The 21,091-nt window shown below is 33.1% G+C and carries 14 protein-coding genes; 5 read left to right on the top strand and 9 right to left on the bottom strand.

Annotated features, from left to right (window positions below):
* Positions 1-374: 374 nt before the first annotated feature.
* Positions 375-2,348 carry a putative porin gene (locus JF259_RS14595; RefSeq protein ID WP_199116317.1) on the bottom strand — a complete coding sequence of 658 codons (1,974 nt, stop codon included), beginning with the start codon at positions 2,346-2,348 and terminating at the stop codon, positions 375-377.
* A 484-nt stretch (positions 2,349-2,832) separates the two neighbouring features.
* Between JF259_RS14595 and JF259_RS14590 the strand changes: the two genes are divergently transcribed.
* From JF259_RS14590 to JF259_RS14580, 3 genes are all read left to right on the top strand, one after another.
* Entirely contained in the window at positions 2,833-3,432 is a 600-nt protein-coding gene (locus JF259_RS14590) for a ribonuclease HII (protein ID WP_199116315.1), read from the top strand.
* Positions 3,433-3,521: 89 nt separating this feature from the next.
* Positions 3,522-5,954, top strand: coding sequence for a ribonuclease HII (locus JF259_RS14585; RefSeq protein ID WP_199116313.1), 2,433 nt, complete (start codon positions 3,522-3,524; stop codon positions 5,952-5,954).
* Positions 5,955-6,038: 84 nt separating this feature from the next.
* Entirely contained in the window at positions 6,039-7,088 is a 1,050-nt protein-coding gene (locus tag JF259_RS14580; protein ID WP_199116311.1) for a nucleoid-associated protein, read from the top strand.
* A 5-nt stretch (positions 7,089-7,093) separates the two neighbouring features.
* On the opposite strand, the gene JF259_RS14575 is transcribed toward JF259_RS14580, so the two are convergent.
* From JF259_RS14575 to JF259_RS14555, 5 genes are all read right to left on the bottom strand, one after another.
* The gene (locus JF259_RS14575; protein ID WP_199116309.1) at positions 7,094-8,836 is read right to left on the bottom strand and encodes a PAS domain-containing hybrid sensor histidine kinase/response regulator; all 1,743 of its coding nucleotides are present in this window, start codon (positions 8,834-8,836) and stop codon (positions 7,094-7,096) included.
* The gene (locus tag JF259_RS14570; RefSeq protein ID WP_199116307.1) at positions 8,830-9,957 is read right to left on the bottom strand and encodes an FIST signal transduction protein; all 1,128 of its coding nucleotides are present in this window, start codon (positions 9,955-9,957) and stop codon (positions 8,830-8,832) included. Before JF259_RS14570 ends, JF259_RS14575 begins: the two co-directional genes overlap by 7 nt.
* An 881-nt stretch (positions 9,958-10,838) precedes the next feature.
* Positions 10,839-11,990: a transporter gene (locus JF259_RS14565; protein WP_199116305.1), complete on the bottom strand. Its 1,152-nt coding sequence runs from the start codon at positions 11,988-11,990 to the stop codon at positions 10,839-10,841.
* Positions 11,991-12,082: 92 nt separating this feature from the next.
* Positions 12,083-12,514: a doxx family protein gene (locus tag JF259_RS14560; RefSeq protein ID WP_199116303.1), complete on the bottom strand. Its 432-nt coding sequence runs from the start codon at positions 12,512-12,514 to the stop codon at positions 12,083-12,085.
* Between the two features lie 79 nt (positions 12,515-12,593).
* A complete protein-coding gene (locus JF259_RS14555) occupies positions 12,594-14,093 on the bottom strand; it encodes a vanadium-dependent haloperoxidase (protein WP_233164312.1) in 1,500 nt (499 codons plus the stop codon).
* Positions 14,094-14,298: 205 nt separating this feature from the next.
* On the opposite strand from JF259_RS14555, the gene JF259_RS14550 reads away from it, so the two are divergent.
* Positions 14,299-14,979 carry a LytR/AlgR family response regulator transcription factor gene (locus JF259_RS14550; protein WP_199116302.1) on the top strand — a complete coding sequence of 227 codons (681 nt, stop codon included), beginning with the start codon at positions 14,299-14,301 and terminating at the stop codon, positions 14,977-14,979.
* Here the strand turns inward: JF259_RS14550 and JF259_RS14545 are convergent.
* Both JF259_RS14545 and JF259_RS14540 read right to left on the bottom strand, forming a co-directional pair.
* Positions 14,963-17,596: an ATP-binding protein gene (locus tag JF259_RS14545; RefSeq protein WP_199116301.1), complete on the bottom strand. Its 2,634-nt coding sequence runs from the start codon at positions 17,594-17,596 to the stop codon at positions 14,963-14,965. The two genes, JF259_RS14550 and JF259_RS14545, sit on opposite strands and share 17 nt — an antisense overlap.
* Positions 17,597-17,711: 115 nt before the next feature.
* The gene (locus tag JF259_RS14540; RefSeq protein ID WP_199116300.1) at positions 17,712-18,947 is read right to left on the bottom strand and encodes an ABC transporter permease; all 1,236 of its coding nucleotides are present in this window, start codon (positions 18,945-18,947) and stop codon (positions 17,712-17,714) included.
* Positions 18,948-18,955: 8 nt separating this feature from the next.
* Between JF259_RS14540 and JF259_RS14535 the strand changes: the two genes are divergently transcribed.
* Complete coding sequence (locus tag JF259_RS14535; RefSeq protein ID WP_199116299.1) at positions 18,956-20,197, top strand: exo-beta-N-acetylmuramidase NamZ family protein; 1,242 nt, start codon at positions 18,956-18,958, stop codon at positions 20,195-20,197.
* Here the strand turns inward: JF259_RS14535 and JF259_RS14530 are convergent.
* Positions 20,188-21,033, bottom strand: coding sequence for a sterol desaturase family protein (locus JF259_RS14530; protein ID WP_199116298.1), 846 nt, complete (start codon positions 21,031-21,033; stop codon positions 20,188-20,190). The genes JF259_RS14535 and JF259_RS14530 overlap by 10 nt on opposite strands.
* Positions 21,034-21,091 lie beyond the last annotated feature (58 nt).

Below are 21,091 nucleotides of genomic sequence, written 5' to 3'. Positions count from 1 at the left end.
TCGTTTCCGATAACCCTCTTACGCTGTCAATTCAATATGTCCATGAACTTTATTATCTTCTAAACCCAACTCGTTTCCTCGTTAAGCGGGTGCAAATATAAAACCCTTTTTTTATTCCCACAATGTTTTTTGAGTTTTTTTTCGAAGGTTTTTTTAAAACCTCCCGAACACCAAAAAACAACCTGTAAACGAACTTTTTATTCCCGCAAAACCGTGACCGTTTTTGCGGCTGCAAACATACAATCCTTTTTTCTTTTCGCAATGCCTTTTTGAACTTTTTTTCAATCTTTTTTCGATACCAAAAAAAGACAGCTCATAACCAATAAGTTACAACCCAAAATGTCCCTGAAACAAGATCAAGCCAAAACAATACCCTACAAAAAGAAGTTCCAGACCAAACCAAAACGAACGGTAAAGTCTCGATATGGATTGTTTGGAGCTGAATAATAATTATAGCCTGTAAAAGCCGAATTGAAATGTTCTGCTTTTAAATAGATTCTTGTCTGACGTATCTTGGCATTTACAAAAAAGTCCAATCTAGGAAAACTTCCATACTCTCTATCTGTTTGCACGTAGAACTCTGCCAACAATGGATCGTAAGCATTCATATAATAGCTTGTAAAATAATTGAATGTTATACCTGTTTGTAAATACATCGCCTTACCAAACAAATGAGAAGAATAATATAAGGTATTACGTGTTACTAACTCAGGCACGTTAAACACATTATTATCGTCCTGAACATTTTGATATAGCACTGTATTGTTTAAAGCAAACTTATTAAAGCGTATTTCCTTCTCCAACTTAACCCTCAAATAATTTATGCTACCATTATTTTGAAATGCCCTAACCAAACCACTCGTCTCATCTTCTTTAAAATATATATAATCATTTATCGTGGTGTAATCAACAGTAAAATCAGCTATTTTTTTTACCTTTAGCTGAAAGGCTAATTGCTGTGTTTCTGTGTTATTAAAACTATTTTGCCAATTATAATTAATGTAGTCACTTTGATAAAGCAACACATTATAATTGGGCGCTTTAGAGCTATGGTTAAGAGATGCTAAAACCAACAAGTCATCATTGAGCTTAAAAGAAGCCTGAGCCTTCAAAAAGTTACCTTCAAAATCACCTGCTACATTTATCCCAAATTCACCTTGCAGGTCAAAGCCTTTATATTGTTTACGATATATACCTCCTGCAGCAAAAACATCTCCTTTCAGCCTATTGGTTATTGTATTACCATTAAGCACGACCAACTTGTCGTATCCATAATTATAATTCGTATTACTAACACTAAATTGAAGTAGTCCTAATATATTATTACTGTAGTTTAATTTTAGCTGATTAAAAAAACGCTCTAGGGTGGCACGATCTTTTAGCCCAGAACTCTTAAAAGCATCTCCAAAATAACCATTAGCATTAGATTGGTCGAACTGAAAATACTTGTCCTCAAAAGACATAACATGCTCAATATTTAGGTTGTTATGAGATACAGAATCCTTCTCTTTTATTATTTTATAGGCATGGTCTACATAGAAACGTTTACCTCGTAGTATACTTTCGGCGTTTTCAAAGTTCACTTCCAAAATAGAACGATCTAAAAACTCTTCTGCTCCGCTTTCAAAATTCTCTACGCTTGGAACATCTTGAAGCCCTCCGTTTTCCTGATTCAATAAATCTTGAGTAACAATATGAGCTTTTATCCCATAACGATTATTCTTGGCGTGAAAATTGGTTGTAAACCTAAAATTACCTGTACTAGTAAGTAAATGTTGGTATTTACCCAAAGAACGCAATCCTTTATAAGCAATCGAGAAGTTAAGCTGAGGCGATGTATTTACCGTAAAAAAAGAATCTGCAAGTTGCCCCTGTTCGAAAGCTGTCTTAAAAAACAACTCGGTTAACGGCGTAGGGACTCTATAATAGTTAATGTCTTCAATTTCCATATAATTAAAATGCCTTGCCCGTGCACCAAACTGAGGCATTAAACGCATACTTTCAAAATTATAGGTCAAACTATTGTAAGTCTGTCCTAAATTCGAAAATGGCATTAATCCGAAGTTATCTTTTCTTAAATAATTAAATTTGTACTCTTTTTGTATTGTTAAAGTGGTATCTACATAGGTTGTATCATTTTTGTAAGAAATGATTAAATAATCTTGGATTTTAGCATCTGGGTTTTTAAGGTTCTTTATACTTGTAGATTTTCTGGCTTCTGGACTAAGTGTATCCTGACGTTCAAAACCACTCATACGCTCTCTTGAAAATCGCGTTCTATCTTGTGCATTTACAGCATTAAACAACAACACAAAAAAAAGTGCTAAACCTACCTTATTTATCTGCATTAATTATTTTTCTTTTTATAGCCAACGCTTTTCGCTTTGTAGACAATTGTTATGCGACATGTTATTATTTGCTACAGGCCTTAATTAATTTTCCGAAACAAAAGTAATTATTTGAACGTTAAGAATAGGGAAATATTTTAAATAAAGAAAACCAACTAAAATTAGTTGGTTTTCTTTATTTAAAATATCACTCATCTGACATAAAATCAGGATGACCTAAATATTTATTTTGAGTTAGTCACAAGCAAACATCCTAATTTTATATTAAAAAAACAAGAAAAAGAATAAAAATATATAAACAAATTCTTATAAGTTTTAAAAAATAAACATAAAACACATTGATTGTGTAATAATTAACTAAAATTTGCAATCAAAAATAATAATAACTTAATAGAGGTAGTTTTTTTCTTATTAATACAATTTAAGTGTTTTCATTTATGATTTTACTTTAATATTTTAGCTTTGCTTCATTAAACAATTGTTAATGCTACTAAAAAATCATTCCAATTATCTTCTAGAGTGTGGTACAGATGAAGCTGGACGGGGATGTCTGGCTGGTCCTGTTACCGCAGCGGCTGTTCTACTTCCTAAGGATTTTAAAAACGTTTTGTTAAACGATTCTAAACAAATAAGTGAAAAAAAGAGAAATATCTTAAAACCAATTATAGAATCTGTCTCATTAAGCTTTGGGGTAGCTCATATTTTCCAAGAAGAAATAGATTCCATAAATATACTAAACGCATCTATTTTGGCTATGCACAAGGCCATTGATGCTTTACATACAACCCCTGAATTTATAATTGTTGATGGTAACAGATTTAAACCTTATAACGGCATTCCTTTTGAAACCATTGTGAAAGGGGACAGTAAATACATGAGTATTGCTGCTGCATCAATTTTAGCTAAAACATATCGAGACATATACATGGACACCATTCATGAAGAATACCCGATGTATAACTGGAAAAAGAACAAGGGTTATCCAACAAAAGAACATAGGGAGGCAATACAAAAATATGGTATTACAGAATATCACAGAAAATCTTTTAAACTTCTACCGGATCAATTAACTTTTAATTTTTAATGTACTAACGGGTTTTACTTCCAGATTGCCACGCTTTTATTTGAGCTATAAAATGAAAATATGTAGGTTTGTAAAAATTAAATGATTTCATGAGATTCTTTTGTTTTATTCTTCTTGGTATAATAACTCTTAATTGCTCCGACACCAAAACAAATCGCTCTAAACTCATTCATTTTATCCCAAAGAACACACTAACACTTGTTAAAACCTCCAACTTTGAAAGCCTTAAAAGCAGCATAAAAAACAGTGATTTTTTACAAAGATTATCTATTACGGCTACTTATAAGCAACTTGAAAATAAACTAGACTATTTATCTTATTTAAACACAACCGAAGACCTTTTAATTTGTTTTTCCCAAGATGAAAGGGACAGCCTTCATTATACCACTATTACCAAATACCATCCAGACATTTTTAAAAGCGACTCTTTAACGGACTATACTGAAGAAACATTTAAGCACAAAAGCAAGTCGATAACACGGTCAAAATTAAATGGCAATACGTTTTACAGTACGATTGTAGACAGCATCTTTTTTACTTCATCATCTAAAAAAATAACAGAAACCGTTTACAACAATTCTCCTCAAAATATTGAGCTGCAAAAACTTTATAATACTATTGATATTACCAAGACAGCATCCATAATAAGTGAGTCCAATACATTTTTTATAAAGCCTTTTTTTCTTGAGGACTCTATAAACACTAACTCTTTTACTAATTATACAGCTCTTGACGTTGACATAAATCAAGACGAAACGATTTTAAATGGAATCACAAAGGCAATTGATTCATCTAAGAGTCTTATCAATATTTTTAAAAACACTATTCCACAAGAAAATCTTTGCCAAAATGTTGTCCCAGCCAATAGTGATGGCTTTATGAGTTTTACATTTAATAATTTTAAAGATTTTGAAACTAATTTATCCAAATTTAAAGGGACTTCTGGCAATATAACAACCACTCTTTTTGACAATGTAAATGAAATAGGTATTATTTATGAAGGCAGTGAACAGGCTATTGTATTAAATTCTATTGATGTCATTGCAACTGAAGATGCCTTAGCAAGCGAACAAAGCAAAGTAAGCACCTATAGAGAAATACCTATTTTTAATTTTAGTTCTCCTGATTTATTTTCTAAAACATTTTCTCCATTAGTAACATTTAAGAAGGCAAGCAAGTATTGTTTACTTGATAATTTTTTTGTTTTTGCAAACGATATAGAGCTTCTACAGAACATTATTTCCAATTATCAAAACAAAACAACTTTTAGTGAACGTAGTTATTTTAAAACCATTAAAGAACAGCTAAGTGATGCTGCTTCTTTATTGGTGGTTAACAGTGCTTCGAGTTTAGAAAATACTCTCTCTAAAAACTTTGACAACAATTCTGTTTTAAAATTAGACAACTACAAGGCTTCTGCTATTCAATTTATATACGATACGAATTTTGCACATGTTAATGGTATTATTAAAAAAAGTAAAACTAAGGCCAAATTAAATTCAATTTCAGAGGAGTTAACTGTAAAATTAAACAAAGCACTTTTAAACTCACCACAATTTGTTACCAATCATATAACAAATCAAAAGGAAATAGTTGTTCAAGACATTAACAACAACTTGTATTTAATTTCCAATAAAGGTAAAGTACTTTGGAAAAAACAGTTACATGGTCCGGTTTTAGGGACTATTAAACAAATTGATATTTACAAGAACGGAAGACTTCAATTGGCATTTGCTACCCCGCACCGTGTTTATGTAATTGACAGAAATGGCAACGATGTTGCTCCCTTTCCTGGTAAGTTTAATGACGAGATAACCCAACCCCTCTCTGTTTTCGATTACGATAAAAACAAAAATTACAGGCTCTTGGTTACACAAGGCAAGCATGTATTAATGTATAATGTTAAAGCTCAAATTGTAAAAGGTTTTATTTTTAAATCTGCTAATAACCAGATAATAAGTCAACCAAAGCATTTTAGAATAGGCAGTAAAGATTATATTATTATTAAAACCCAAAGCAAACTTTACATATTGGACAGAACGGGACGAAAAAGGATTACTCCAAAAACAACAAATACAACGTTTTCAACTGAAGCTATTTATCTATTCCGAAACAAATTTACAACAACTACCGCTGATGGTTCATTAATAAGCATTGACACTAAAGGAAACACTGCAACACAAAACTTAGAATTATCAAAAAACCATAGTATCGTAGCTTCTAGCAAAACCCTGGTTGCGCATAGTGAAAATAAATTGTCAATTAAAAATAATACTATAGAAATCGATTATGGGAGTTATTCAATGCCGAAGCTATTCTATATTAATGACAAAATTTACGTTGCTATAACCGACCTGCAATCCCATAAAGTATATCTGTACGATAGTCTTGCTAACTTATTGCCTAACTTTCCTGTTTATGGTAATTCTGCCATAGATTTAGATCAAATAGACAAGGATAGAAACCTAGAATTCGTTATTAAAGGTGAAGATAATACTGTTATCGTCTATAAGATAAATTAGTCGAATAAAACCACCAACTGAATGAGTAAATTCAGGTATTTTTAATAGTATTGCATCCTATATAACAAGTATGCTTTACAGATTATGATTTCAAGAAAAAATGCCTCAATTTCAAAATTTATCATCCACAAAGTTGGGAATAAATTCAACAGTACAAAAAATGCATTTTCGGAAAAGACAGTAGACTTTGACGAGGCTAGCTACGATTTAATGCTCCCTTTTTTATTAAGGCCTTTTGGCAGTGTGGTGCAAAGTTATCGTTTTAACCATCATGCCGACATTAACTTAAATGAAATTAACAGTTACACAACGCAGTTGTTTAACGATGAAGAAGCATTCGTAGATATTTCAAAGCATATTGTTACGCATTTATTCGAACAATCTAATTCGGCTCAAATTAAAACAGGCGATGTATTGGTAGTATTGTTTGACGGTATTGAATTTAATGATATAACCACTAACGCCATTGGTATTTTTAAAATTGAAAGCAAAATTAACTTTTTTCAAACCTACTTAGAAAACAACAGTTATGATGTTGTGGTACAAAAAGGCATTAGTTCTAAAAAAGTAGACAAAGGCTGCTTAATTTTGAATCAATCTGACAACGAGGGTAAAATTGTTTTATCGGTAGACAATAATAGTTATGACACGCAATATTGGATCAATCATTTTTTAAATATTAAATATGCTGACGATGCCAATAACCACACACAACAATACATTGAACTTTGTAAAGAGTTTTCGACCGAAATTATTAAAAGTACTTATGGTGCCCAAGAACAAAATGCCTTCTTAGCTAAAACCATTGATTATTTCAAAGAAAATGAAATAGTAGCTGTTGAAAAATTCAAGGATGAAATTTTTGAAGAAGACAAACACAAAACACTCTTCGATGATTATAAAAAAACATTTGAAAGTGAACAAAATACAGTCCTTAGAAACCAGTTTGATGTAGCTGAAGCAGTTGTAAACAAAGAAAAGAAAAAGTTTAAAACCGATATTAAATTAGACACTAACATACAAATAAAGCTAGATATAGATGCCCCAGAGGCTTCTACTGAATTTATGGAAAGAGGATATGATGATGAGAAAAAAATGCACTTTTATAAAGTATTCTTTAATGCTGAGGCTTAAAAAATTTACATCGCTTTTTTATTAATCGCTTCTTTGCTATAGGATTTAAGTAACAGATACAACTTCTCTGGATTAAAGGGTTTACCCATAAAACCATTCATTTTATAATGCTTTGTTTTTTCTTTTATATCTGTTTGTGCAAATGCCGTTAAAGCTATAATAGGAATATTTGCTTTGTTATCATCTGGTAACTCTCTAATAACTCTTGTAGCTTCATAACCATCTATTAAGGGCATCTGTAAATCCATCAATATCAAATCGAAGTCGGTTTCTCTATAAATATCCAATAGTTCCTTACCATTCTCTGCTATTTTAAAATTAACTTTCCAATTAGAAAAAAACCGTTTAAGAATCAAAATGTTCATTTTATTATCTTCAGCAACCAATACATTAACATTTAAAGCATCGTAGGTTGGCTGTATTTTTATCATGTTTGGCTCATATACATTAAGTCTATTACTTATTTTATATGTAATGTCGAATGTAAACGTAGCGCCTTTTCCTAGTTCGCTTTCTACTCTTAAATCACTATTCTGTAGGTTCAATAATTTTTTACTGATAGACAAGCCAAGTCCCGTACCACCGTATTTTACTGAAGTTTCGGATCCAGCCTGCATAAAACTTTCGAAAATGGCTTCTTGTTTATCTGCTGATATTCCTATGCCAGTATCTATAACACTAAACTGAAGCTTTACTTTATTTTTATCTATTCCGAAGTTCTTAACACTAAGCGTTATACTTCCTTGTTCTGTAAATTTTAAAGAATTACTCAATAAGTTCTTTACTATTTGAGCCAACTTTAATCGGTCACCAATAATATTAGCAGGTAGGTCATCACCTTTTTGTAGTCTAAACGCAATTCCCTTAGAATCTGCTCTTAGTTTAAAATGAGACTCTATATTTTCTAAAAAGTAATCTAAATTAAAATCCTCCTCATTAACTTTTAATTTCCCAGATTTAATTTTGTCGAAGTCCAGTAAATCATTTATTAAACCTAGTAAATGTTCGCCCGAATATTTTAATGCTTTGAGATTTTCTGTTTGATCTGGAAGGTGTTTTTCCATTAGCAAAATATTTGTCAATCCCGTAACGGCGTTCAACGGTGTTCTTATTTCATGGGACATGGTTGAAAGAAACGTATCTTTAGATTTACTAGCTTTATGCAGTTCAATTTCTGTTTCTTTTAAGTTTGTTACATCTATAATGGTTCCAATAAATCCTGTTGGATACCCATTGGCATTATAAATAAGTTTAGCCTTTACTTCAAACCACGATACTTTATTATTGTATTTATTTTTGAAAATAAATTTAACTTTCTCTTTTCCAGAGTAAAATATTTCATCAAACTTTTTGTTTCCTTCTATATTTTCTTCTTTAAGGAAATCTTTGAAACTTTTCCCAATAGAATCTTCAAGAGGAAATCCTGAATATTTGGTCCAGGCATTATTTAAAAAGGTAAAGTTCCCTTCAAGATTTGTTTCAAAAATAACCCCTCCTAGGTTATCTACTATATTCTGTAGCTTTGTTTTAGTAAAATCCCTTTCGTACTTTAACTTTTGGTTAGCAACAAACAATTCCTTGGAACTTTTCTCTAAAATATTCTCTATATGGCTAACATCTTTATCAAAGCCTTTGTAAGCTTGATCAACCATGTTTAAAAAGTCGGCAAATCCTGGCTGTCCCTCAACATCCAATCCAGATTTCTCCAACTGCCGCTTTAAAAGTCTATGTAAATTATTATTTAACATTCTGACAGTGTTGTAATAGTCATTGTTTGATTATGTAGTTCACAAGGTGAAAACTCTTCGAATGGTGCTATTTCCCCATAGGAATAAAATCCCGTTACACATGGCTTTGGACCTAATACGCCCCTTACCGCTTCCACTTCTTCCTCAACCATTTGTTTAAGCACTAACCGTCTTCCCACACAACTGATAAGTATAGCCAGTTCTGATGTTTCCAATAATTCTTTGTTCGCTGAAATAGCTGATTCTTCAGCACCATTAATTAACCTATTAATATTAGCTTTCATTAATCGAACATATGACCCTTCTGGAATGTTACCTGCAAATGTTAAACTTTGTTCTTTTTCATCGACAGCTAATATGGTTCTAACTATAGGTTTTGTATTTTCATTTATTCGCATGCTTAATGGAAACAGCAACCCTGAACTTGGTAAATTATTGGCTTGTTCTCCCAGAAAAGACTTATAAAGCCTTAAGGCTGGTTGACCATCTAATTCGTATAAAACATTTTTATCCGATTTAGTCACGAGCCTTTCTATTCCAAAACTATCCCATCCTCCTTTGGAACTGTAACCAACTTTTAATCCTTCTCCATAAAACCCTAAACCTATAACAGTTTTATCTACTATTTTTCCATTATTAATTACAAACGTTTGGCAAAAATCGGATCCATCTGCAGCCAATCCTCCTGTTATGCTAACATCCGGCAATTTTGTCTTTAAGCCAGCAACCAAATCGGCGCCATTAACATTTAAACCATCACTTAAAACCAGTACATGTTTTAAGTTTTCATTGAAAAGCTCGGTGGCTAATTCTTGCCCTGCACTATAACTACAACTCATATCATCAACCTCTACAGAAACCTTTTTATAAACAACCTTTTCTAACTGAATAGCTGTTAAGGAAATTGTATTATCCTTAACCGAAACATCCGATATTTCTCCAGCTGTCGAACATCCAATAATACAGGCATCTTGATACGCTTTCCTTAGTGCATCTATAACTTCTTGCTTTTCCTTAAATTTAGGAGAAATAAAAAGTAAAAACACATTAGCGTTAATATGTAAAGAGGAAAGGCTAGCATTCCAATCATATTCTTCTAGTGATATTTGCTTAACTTTCATAGTTAATATATTTGAAAAGTATAAAAATAATACATTTTATCGGTATTTTTATACATTTTGTCTAAAAAAATATTTAAAACATAATAAAAAACATACAAATAGGCTCTTAAAAGCCTATTTGTTTATACTAATTTTTTTTAAGTATAAGTAATATAATATAGCTTCAATAAGGGTATTCATTTTAATTCCAAAGCGGTATAAAACTTAGAAACAACTATGAATTGCAAGTATTGGATGTATAAAAAATTGAGCTGAGCTTTTAAACAGCAATAAGCCAACATAAAAGCCGTATGTATAGCCTATAACAACTTAACCAAGGAAAGTTTTTAAACCTTAAGGGCTCTATCGTAATTTAATAAACGAGAAAAAACGAACTATCCCCGAGGCAGAGCCATAGGAGTACACTTCGGCATGCTCAGTACAGGTTTCGCTCGTTTCATTTTTACCTCACAAGGCCAAAAACCGAAATTCTGTATTTAGAGACTGTTTAAATTCCACCTTTTGGTTTTGTTATGCTCCTTTTTTCTCCACTTTTCGTTATGAAAATCCTCATTTAGCGCTGCTAAACTCCGGTTTTAAAGCCTTAATTGGCAAAAAAATGACCTATAACTAATTTCAAAAACGAATTTTAAACAGTCTCTTAGATTCTCGTTTTATTCATATATAATATTTTGAAATTTTTGTATTCATGAATCTTCGATTTCACGGGAATGACAATTTCAACGGAAACCCCGACGCAGAGCGTCGAAAAATTCTTTTTGATTAACGATTGGGCATAACAACTATAATTTAACTTTTCATCTGTTTATATTTATTGCTTTTCATGGGTCAGATGTAATTCGCCAATAATCATCTCGGTGAATATCAAGATTTGTTATGGCTCATTTCATATTAAAATCAAGCGCATTAACAGATGTCTTTATGCCCTTATCTTCCTGTTTCTTAGAGAATTTATAGGTAAGGTTAAAGCTTATAAGGTAATCGGCAAAAGCTGCATCACCATGTCTATATTCTCCTGTTTCAGAAGTTCTTTGCTTATCTATAAAACTTTGTGTTCTATTACGCTCTAAAGCAACTGGAACATTTAAACTCATAGTTAAATTATCTACACTATAATTAATTCCTGGATCTACAGAAATTACATAACCGGGACGCCTATACCCTGAGCTACCTCCTATTAAATCAGAAGCAGGCACACCTTCTAACCTTCCTCCTAAATACATGTTAAGACCTTTAACATTTGTAAAGTACAAAGCTCCTAATTGTACAGCATATTGATCTGGCACCGAAAATTCACTTGACCCTCTGCGTGTTAGAACCCCGTTCGTTTCTCTAGGGTTAAACAAATAGTATAACGTTGTTGTTAGCATAAAATGGTGAGACAACATGTGATATCCCTGAAGGTCTAAATTAAACCCTAAACCACCATCACCTGGTTGTATCGATTGATCAACAACATTATCAACCATCATATCTTTATTATCTCCCTGATTGTAAAAGGTATCTGTATACCTATAATCACCTGTAGGCAATTTTATTCCAGTCCCTAATGCTAAATTAAAAGATTTACTGTTAGGTTTAAACAGCCAAAACCCTGCACCTAAACGAATATCCGACAATCCGCTAGACTTCGTACTATGTCTATCACCAAACCTATTACCACCATGTTCGTACAATGACGATCTAGTATGCGAAACAAAAGGAATTAACACATTGGTATAAAATCTATCGGTAATTCCATAATTAAATGTAATATCAGAAAAATAGGAATCATTTATTACATTGGTACCTTCCTCTACCCTATTTATCTCTTCTTCAGTTCCCCTAAAGTGTCGGAACGATTCAAAGTATCTAAAGTTAGAACCTACCGTAAACTCTCCTTGCTTTAGGTTAATCCCATTATCCATATTTCCTGCACTGCATGACGAGTAACCACGAATGGCAACACACCCTTGAGCTTTTATTTTATTTGTTCCTGTATACAAGCATAGAAAAAGTACAAAAACTGTACTTATAAAATATTTATTTTTCATTAGGTTCAATTATAATCTGATTATAAAAGAGCAATATACCCTCCTTTATATTTTGAAGTTTTTAATTTAATTAGGAATGCTACAGAGGCATCTTAAAAGGCTTCCCTTTTATACTCTTCTAAAGGATATATAAAGAGCAATGCACTAATAATTACAATGTTTTTAATAATATACTGTCCAACCAAAGTTAGGACAAAAGGCGCTTTAGCAAAGGACGTTTCGGGAAAAAACAATACGGGAATAAACGTAAACATTAAATGCAAGATTGCTGCTATGACTACCTTTTTAATCTGAAAATTACATATTAAAAACGCACCAATGGTCACCTCTATAAGTGCCAGCATTAAAATACTAACCTTTTCTGGAAGAAATCCAACTGTTAAAAATGTAATCGTTTGTTTAGCTAAAGCATCAGCAGGGCTCAACTCAGGAAAAAATTTAAGTGCCCCAAACCAAAGATAAATTATGCCAATACTAATACTTAGTAATCTGTACTTATTTATGTGTGAAATAAAACGCGTCATACCTACTTTCTTTTTAAATTATTCGCCCCTATAATTTTCATGTAACAGGGGCGAATTTCAAACTAACAACTCTCTCTAGCTATAAATTATCATTGGATTCTCCAATAAGTTCCAAATATTTCTTGTAATTGTAACGTGCTATATTGCGTCCTAAATTAAGTCCTTCAATATTATCTGCTTGAATATGGTACCCTCCCATCACTCTAGATATTCCTGCCATTTCTCCTGTTTTAGTAAAAGTTGGAAACTCGAGGACTACTGGGTCTCCAAGATTATTGGGTTCGGTAAGCGCACCGGGAATCAATTCTACTTCAACACCAAATTTATCATCTCCAGTAAATAGCTTTAGCGCTTCGGCACAGCCTCCACTAATGGTGCTGTGGCCAGACACATAACTGGGGAATGGAGGGCATAAAAAAGTGTCTGGGGAATAAGGACGCCATTCTTGTCCTTTCATTTTCACCATACCTTTATCTGGGCCTCCCCAGGCGTCAATAACCTGATCCTGATAGTACTCATGTACTAAAGCATAAGGCCTTGCATAATCGTAATACATTTTAGAATCCCAACATGCTATGAATCCATCCATGGCAACCGATTCGACAAGAAAATACATTTTTATATCTTCATCAAGGGTATGCTGATCCCTTAACGACACATCTTGTGCAAACTTTAACCAGTGTCCAGCTTGTTGTACCGACTTAGGACCATCTCGCATAAATTCGACCAAAGCTTTATGTTCCGGAGTTAAATTAGCCTGTAATTCCACGACTTCTTTTACTTCTTCTTTTAACTGGTCTGAACCTAACATAGGTGGAGGTCCTGGCCGAAACTGATCTGCTTTGCTAAGCAACAGAGGCTCTACTTTTTGCCAGTACGGTGTTAAACAACCGGGAGCAAATTTTCCTCCTTTACCATCTGAAAAGTATTTAGGTTGCCATCTGTTGATGTCCTCATTAGTATCGGCATCGTTAACTGGTTTATATCCCGTGTAATCGAAATACGGTTTACCCATAGATCCTTCGACATCACCATATTGATTGGAACCATCATGCCTACGTGCATCGATAACCATTTTTGCAGCCAGATTGCCTATCCCTTCTGGTGTTGTAGGATCCAAAGACTCATTACTAGGATCCAAACCTAATTTTATCATTTTATTCTTAAACATAATACTATCTGAATAATAGTATTCGCTTAGGGCACGATAAGCTGCATAACTCACCGCTATTTCTTTATTCTTTAGGGTTCTTTTATTTTCAGGCTGACGGGCTACATCATTAAGGTAAACCGGATTTGCCTTATCATCGTAGCGTGTCCAGGCATCGAACATTGATGTAAAAATCAATCCTAAAAATCTTGAGGTAATCGTTGGTCTTGGCTTAAATTTGTCCGTATCATTTGCTGTACCTTCAAGCGCTATATATGCCCACTGATAGGCTATATTATCCTTTCCTCTTGGCTCAGCTTCCATTTTAGCCACGTTATCTGCAATGGCTCCTTTTTTTTCATTTTTGCAATTTGTAAAAACTAATAATAAAGATAGGGCAAGCAAAGCTTGCTGTAATTTTAATTTCATAATTGGGTTGGTTTTTGTTAGTCCAATATTACTATTTTACTTAACATATCTCTTTATTATTGTACGGATTGATTATATTGCTTGATGAAACACCCTTTTTATTTGATAAACCTAGGAAATGAGCCATCATAATTAAGTTAATGGCTACCAAAATGATTATTGACAAACAACACCTGATCTACTAAAAGCAATAAAATTTAAACGAATGAAATGCCTTATTGTTGATGACGACCCATTAATGTGCGATTTACTTGAACATTTTTGTAGTAAAATAGATGATATAAAAAGTGTAGTAACAACGACTTCAGGATTTGAATCGATAAATATGATCAACAGCTCGCACTTTAACATTATCTTGTTAGACTATAACTTGCCTGATATCACTGGGGAAGATATTTTAAAAATAGCACCTCACAATACGGCTGTAATTATGATAACATCAAATAAAAATTTTGCTTTGGATTCATATAATTACGATCAGATTATAGATTTTTTAGTAAAGCCTATAAACTTTCCACGATTCTTTAAAGCGTTTCAAAAAGCACAGGTTTTCCATTCAAAGCATCAAGAAAAAGAAACACGGCTTTTCATTAAAGATGGCAATAAACTGGTAAAAGTAAATTTAGAAGATGTTTGCTATTTTAAATCTGAAGCCAATTATATTTCTGTGGTCATGACAAAAAGAAAAATATTAACGCTCATGACGTTAAAGGATCTTGAGACTAAATTACCCGATTTTTTTCAGCGCGTTCACCGTTCTTATATTGTTAATCTGAACAAAATAATTTCTATTGGGAATAATGTTATAGAATTAGACAACGATCACGTGCCACTTAGCCAGAGTTATGAAAAAACACTTTACCAAAAAATCAGTCTTTTAAATTAATCCGTTTTTCCTCTCTAAAACAACACAAGTAATAGGCAAATGCGTTTTGTATTTTCTGTAATTGGTTTAACGAAACACCTTCCACTTTATCTGGCAACAACTCAAAAAGGGAGCTTAATTCTAAATTATTAATATGGGCGATGAGCTTATGCAATATAGCCTCCCATTCCTCTTGATCTTTGCTCGTAACAGCCTTTTCAATACGATCTTTATATGTCTCAAATTCATCGATAAGCAAATTAACAACCTTTGCTATTTTTTCTTTATCATAGTCATAATTACTATAAACACTTGAAAAATTTGGTGGAAAAAACTCATTTGCTCCTAAAACTTTAAAGGTGTAGTTTTTTATTTCATCTACTTTAAACGGTTTCTGGAAATATATAGGCGTTATTGTTTGCATCACCTCTGGCTCTGAAGCTGAGACTAAAACAAGAGGACAGGCTATTTTTTTTGATTGTACCCATTGCTTCAATTGAGCCTTTAAATGGGTATCATTTAGCAATAAATCACTAAAAACAAGATCGGGCTTATTTTCTTTCAAATAGTTTGAAACCTCATGCACATTACTTGCCTGTACTAATTTTATAGCATTATGTTTAAAAATATGTTTTACAAGCTCTATTGTAGACACATCATCTTCAATATGAAGTATCTTGTAAAGCTTTTCTAATTCAGGAACGTCTTGAGTCTTAACCAGTTCTTCTTTTACTTTAGACTCATTAGCTGATACAATAGGGATAGTTATGCAAAACGTTGACCCAATACCTTTTCTAGAATCCACACTTAAATACCCTCCAAACAATGATGACAATTGTTTTACAATTGACAGCCCCAAACCATAACCTCCATAACGCCCCGACAATTCCTTACTTTCCTGAAAATACCTATCATTTATTTTATCAATATTTTCGGGAAGAATACCAATCCCAGTATCTATTACTTTTATTTCTAATTGTTTTGGATCATTATGCTTTATTCGCGCCAATAATTTGATTTCACCTTTAGGAGTAAACTTTAAAGCATTCACAACCAAATTGGTAACCATTTGCGATAGTCTTAAGGGATCTGTTTGAAACATCTCTTCTTCAAGCTCAGCATCTATTTCGACTGTAAAAACCAATCCTTTCCTAATAGCTTCGTATTGATAACTTGAATAAATATCCCTAAGTAGATTCCCTATATTGGTTGATCTGTATTCAATACGTAAAGTCCCTTCTACTATCTTTTTATGATCCAAAACATCGTATACCAGTCCTGCTAAATTATTAGCACTTCTATCTAATGCTTCAATAATTGGTTGCTGGGAATTTGACTGGCTATTCTTTTTTAACAGTTGGGTAAGTCCCAAAATAGCATTAAGGGGTGTCCGCAATTCATGGCTCATATTTTGCAAGAACTCATCTCGTTGCTGCTTTGCCAATCTTTCTTTTTCCAAAGCCACATTAAGCTCGTTAACATTATGATCGATCTTGGTCTTCATCTTTTTAAATGCTCTTGCCAAAACTCCAATCTCATCATTTCTACTAACAGGCAGTGGAATATCACTTACTAATCCTTCATCATAATTACTAATCGCCCTGGTAATTTGATTTATCTTTTTAGAAATAATACTCACAAAAAACCATGATAATAACATACATATCAAACATACTAAAAGCAAGGCTTGCAGACTATTCGCTCTAACAGCATGTGCACTTTGAAGTAAAGTATCCCGCTTTACGACAACAACCAAATAAAGGCTTCGTTTTCCCCTAAAATAATTTAATTGCTTTACATAACTAAGTAAGTTATTATTTAAATTTATTGGGAATCCTGTTTCAACTTGCTTTGACACAAAAGAGTGATTGAAATCTATTTTAAAATCTGAATAAAAATTATAGTCGCTACCTGTTTGTGACGCAAATAGTTTGCCCCTATTCAACGCGTATAAATAATCTCCTTCTCTATTAACTAAATATAGCTTAGATTCTTCTTTTGATATCCTATCGAGGGTTACATATAATCTTGTTAAATCTACATTAATTACGACAATTCCGACTACCTGATTTGCTGCATTAAAAATTGGACTTGCTGCTCTTAAGGTTGGAATATAAGGCTCGTTAACAACACCGTACTCTTCATTTAGGTTGATTTTAGAAAAATAAAGTGCTCCCTTTTCAATACCGATCGCTTCCTTGAAATAATCCCTATCTCCTTTTTCTTGAAGTTCAGCTGACTTCAAAACACGCCCTTCTTTTTTATCAAACCGGATAATCTCCTTTCCATTATTCTCTATACCAATAAACCGTATTTGAAAATACGATTCTTTATTACTTAATACACTTTTAAATAAGGTATTGACATCCTGAGCGGATCTTATGGACGGATCCAGCACATAATTATTTAATGTTGGACTTGAAGCAATTACGGCAATATCGTTAGAAACCTCACCCAACAAAGCATAAAATGCTTGTTCGGCAAGTTCTGATTCATGTACTATACGATTTCTGGCATATTCGGTAATAACCTTTGAAGACTTTTCGAAAACCAAATACCCCGACAGTAAAATAGAAAATATTATCAGGCCTGTAAAAAACAGAGCTAATCGAATGACTATGGAATGTCTAAATTTCATTAGAATATGCTAATATAAAACATTGCCTAACACGAATATCCTTTTGAACTATTTCAATAACTCTAGATAAAATATTTAAAATTAACCTTTTAATTGAATAATTCCATTTTATAGGCTATTCAAACCTTATGGCTTTTACAGGTGAAATTTTAGTAACGATGTACGACGGCACTAAAAGCATTAACAAACAGAGCACTAAAGTTCCAATGTTTAAAGCCATAACGTATCCAAAACTTATATAAACGGGTGCTTCGGTTACATAGTAAACACTTGGATCTAAAGGGAGGAGCTTGAAATACTTTTGCGCGAACAGCAGCCCCAATCCTATAAGGTTACCCCAAAACAGCCCCAAAAGAATAAGGTAAGAAGCATTGTATAAAAACAATTTTCGAACACTCCAATTATTACTTCCCAAGGCTTTTAAAATACCTATCATTTGTGTACGTTCGAGTATTAAAACCAACAAAGCGGTTATCATATTAATACCTGCTACAAGGATCATGATACCTATAATACCATAAATGTTTTTATCAAAAATACTAATCCACTCAAAGATAGACGCATACTTGTTAACTACTGTAAATGCATCCATCATTGACGGGATTTGCCTATAAACCTCAATGCCCTTTTGCTCCAAGTCATCATAATCTTCTATAAACACTTCAAAATTCCCTATCTCATCATTTTTCCATTTGTTTAAGCGCTGTAAATGACGAATATTCCCGATCAAGTATTGTTTATCCAGATCCTGAAATCCTGAATTGTAAACACCTACAACATGGCATTTGAGATAGCTCGGTAGTTTTTCTGGATCTTCTTTAGCAAACACCATTTGAAATTCATCACCAACCTTAAACCCCAATCTTTTAGCTAGATATTCCGATATTAAAACTTCCTCACTCCACTTTTCATTGAATAACGGCAACCTACCAGCAATAAGAAAATCTTTAAAATAATTCCAATTATAATCGCTGCCAACGCCTTTAAAAACAACGCCTTCAAAATCGGTTTCGGTACGAATCACACCAAACTTTGTTGCTACTGCCTGTATATGTGTAATGCCTTCGACCGGCTTAAATTCTGGATAAAAATTCTGATTTTTTGATATAGGAAAGATACTCTCCTGAGAATTATTGCTATCGTAATTGGTGATGGTAATATGCCCATTGAAAGCAACAACTTTATCTCGTATTTTTTGTTGCAAACCTATACCTGTCGCTATAGCAACCATCATTACCACAATACCAATTGCAATTGCCGCAATGCCGATTTTTATTATTGGTGCCGATATACTACTTTTATATGCTTTACTACCAATAATGCGTTTAGCTATAAAAAACTCGTAATTCAAATTATATCATGGGGTTTAAGATTTTCAAAAATACAGTTTTATTATTTGTTTTAATACTAATTTCTTGTGCAAACACTTCAAAATCTAAGGTAATCCAACAAAAACAAGAGGGTAATCCCAACCTAATTAATGCATTACAAATACCCGCACCTCTCGTTGGTGCCAACCAAACTGAAAACTATTTAGCCTTGCTACAAGGTAAACGTGTTGGTATAGTTGCCAACCAAACCAGTGTTATTTTTAAAAAGACAAATACATTTACACATTTGGTAGATTCTCTTTTATCATTAAACATAACTATTAGAAAAGTATTTGCTCCAGAGCATGGATTTCGTGGCAAGGCTGATGCAGGTGAGGTGGTAAAAGATGGGATCGATACAAAAACCGGCTTACCTATTGTTTCCCTTTACGGTAGCAATAAAAAACCAACAAAGGAACAACTTAAGGATCTTGATGTTGTTATTTTCGACATTCAAGACGTAGGAGTCCGATTTTATACGTATATCTCTACCCTACATTATGTAATGGAAGCCTGTGCCGAACAGCAAATTCCCGTTATAGTATTGGATCGGCCAAATCCGAATGGTCACTATATTGACGGCCCTGTTTTAGAACCCGATCATAAAAGTTTTGTGGGCATGCATCCAATTCCTGTAGTGCATGGGATGACCATAGGTGAATATGCTCAAATGATAAATGGCGAAAAATGGTTAGATAACAGCATTCCATGTAACCTAAAGATTATTCCTATTAAGCATTACACACATACGACTTCTTATGAGTTACCAATAAAACCATCTCCCAATTTACCTAATGCAAAAGCCATTAACCTATACCCTAGCCTATGCTTTTTTGAAGGCACCAATGTGAATGCTGGTAGAGGGACGAACTTACAATTTCAAATTTTTGGAAGCCCTTTCCTTAATTCAAAAGTTTACGATTATTCCTTTACACCACAACCCAATGAAGGAGCCAAATCTCCCAAACACCTAAACAAACTATGCTACGGTAAAAACCTAACACAAACGCCCATATTAAACTCCTTAAACCTTTCCTGGTTGATTACGAGTTATAAGAATACAAAAGACAAAACACTATTCTTTAATGCTTTTTTTACCAAACTGGCTGGGACTAAAAAACTACAACAACAAATTGAACAGGGCTTGAGTGAAGATGCCATTAAAGCAACTTGGCAAGAGGGTCTTAAGGTATTTGACACAATACGATCTAAATACCTAATCTATGACTGATCTGTTTCGGGAATAATGGTTGGTTTCTTATATTTTTGAAATGGTTGTTTTAACAAGTCTTTAATGTTTCCGTTCTCCACGGGATCTGGGAATACATCAACTCCAAAAACTATTTGCTCTCGATCTAACTCCATGTAAGTCCCCAAAAGCCTATCCCAAACGGAAAAAATATTTCCGTAATTAGAATCTGTATAAGGCAACATATAATGATGATGTACTTTATGCATATCTGGCGACACCAACACATAACTTAAAATTCGATTTACCTTTTTTGGTAAGTTTATATTTGCATGTGTAAACTGGGTAGCAACTATGGACATTGATTGGTATAACATTACAATACCTATTGGTGCACCAATAATAAAAACACCGGCTAAGGTAAATACAAACCGAATGACACTTTCTAGCGGATGATGCCTGTTGGCTGTAGTCGTATCTACTTCATGATCGGTATGGTGCACTAAATGCACCATCCATAATGGTTTAACTTTATGCTCTACATAATGCGGTAGGTACGCCCCGAAAAAATCCATTAAAAAAACGCCCAAGATAAGATACACTCCAATAGACATTTCTGGAAGCCAATTAAGAATTCCAAAATCGCTTGCCATAACCCAATCTGCCGATTTTACCAACAAAAAAGCCAGCACAAAGTTAATGGCTACAGTCGTTAAGGTAAAAAAGATATTAGGAATGGCATGCCGCCATTTTTTATAATCAAATCGATATAAAGGAAGTCCGCTTTCAAGTACCCAAAAAAAGGTAAGACCTCCAACTAAAATTAAACTTCTATGAAGGGATGGAATGGTTTCAAAATACGTTAATATGGTTTCCAATGATTTAAAATTTTGATTTTAAAGATACTAAAAAATCAAAAATGACTAGAACTCCATA

The organism is Snuella sedimenti, assembly GCF_016428595.1.
Taxonomy (GTDB): Bacteria; Bacteroidota; Bacteroidia; order Flavobacteriales; family Flavobacteriaceae; genus Snuella; species Snuella sedimenti.
This window is presented reverse-complemented; position numbering and strand designations above follow the sequence as displayed.